The sequence below is a fragment of the Streptomyces sp. MS191 genome (assembly GCF_008042125.1).
GTDB lineage: Bacteria > Actinomycetota > Actinomycetes > Streptomycetales > Streptomycetaceae > Streptomyces.
The window spans coordinates 1-679 of sequence record NZ_RDBI01000087.1 but is presented as its reverse complement, the minus strand read 5'-3'; the positions used below and the strand labels follow the sequence as shown (position 1 = coordinate 679).

Genomic DNA, 679 nt, shown 5'->3' with positions numbered 1-679 from the left:
GGCCGCTGGGCCGTGCGCCTCGGGGGCGGGCCGCCGCGGGGGGTCCGGCGGTCAGTCGCGCAGGCCGAGCAGCTCCCGCATGCCCGCCTTGAGCGCGTCGGCGGACAGGTGCCGCTGCGTCGACAGGTGGTGCATGAGGCTCGGTGAGAACGGGGCGAGCAGCAGGTGCGCGAGGAGCGCGCTGTCGGCCCCCGGGCGGAGCCGGGCGATCAGCAGCGCGACGTGGGTGTGCATCGCGAGGTACGCGCCGCTGGTGTAGCGGGCGCTGGGGGCGGCGGTCTGCGCCGCGAGCAGCAGTTCCCGCTGCTCGATGACCCGGTCGACGAGCGCGTCGACGAAGGCGGGCAGTCTTTCGGCGGCGGGTGCGCCCGGGCCGAGCGGCGGCGGGCCGCTCATGTACGCCTCCTGGAACTGCCGCTCCCGGTCGTCGAGGAGCGCCCACAGGAGCTGGGCCACGTCCCCGAAACGGCGGTAGACCGTGCCCACGCCCATGCCCGCGGCGTGCGCGACCTGGTTCATCGTGACCGCGTCGGGGCCGACCTCGGTGACGATCCTGGCTGCGGCGTCGAGGATCCTGCGCCGGTTGCGGGCGGCGTCGGCGCGCTCGGGGGCCGGGCTGCCCACGGTGGGGAGCAGTTCGATGGCCGGGACGCCGGGACGTGAGGTCGCGGCCGGCGCC

Annotated in this window: 1 protein-coding gene; it reads right to left on the bottom strand. The window is 76.6% G+C overall.

Annotated elements, in window-relative coordinates; all coding sequences use genetic code 11:
• Window positions 1-51 precede the first annotated feature (51 nt).
• On the bottom strand, window positions 52-642 hold the full coding sequence (locus tag EAO71_RS35060; RefSeq protein WP_147981872.1) for a TetR/AcrR family transcriptional regulator: 591 nt from the start codon (window positions 640-642) through the stop codon (window positions 52-54).
• Window positions 643-679: the final 37 nt, after the last annotated feature.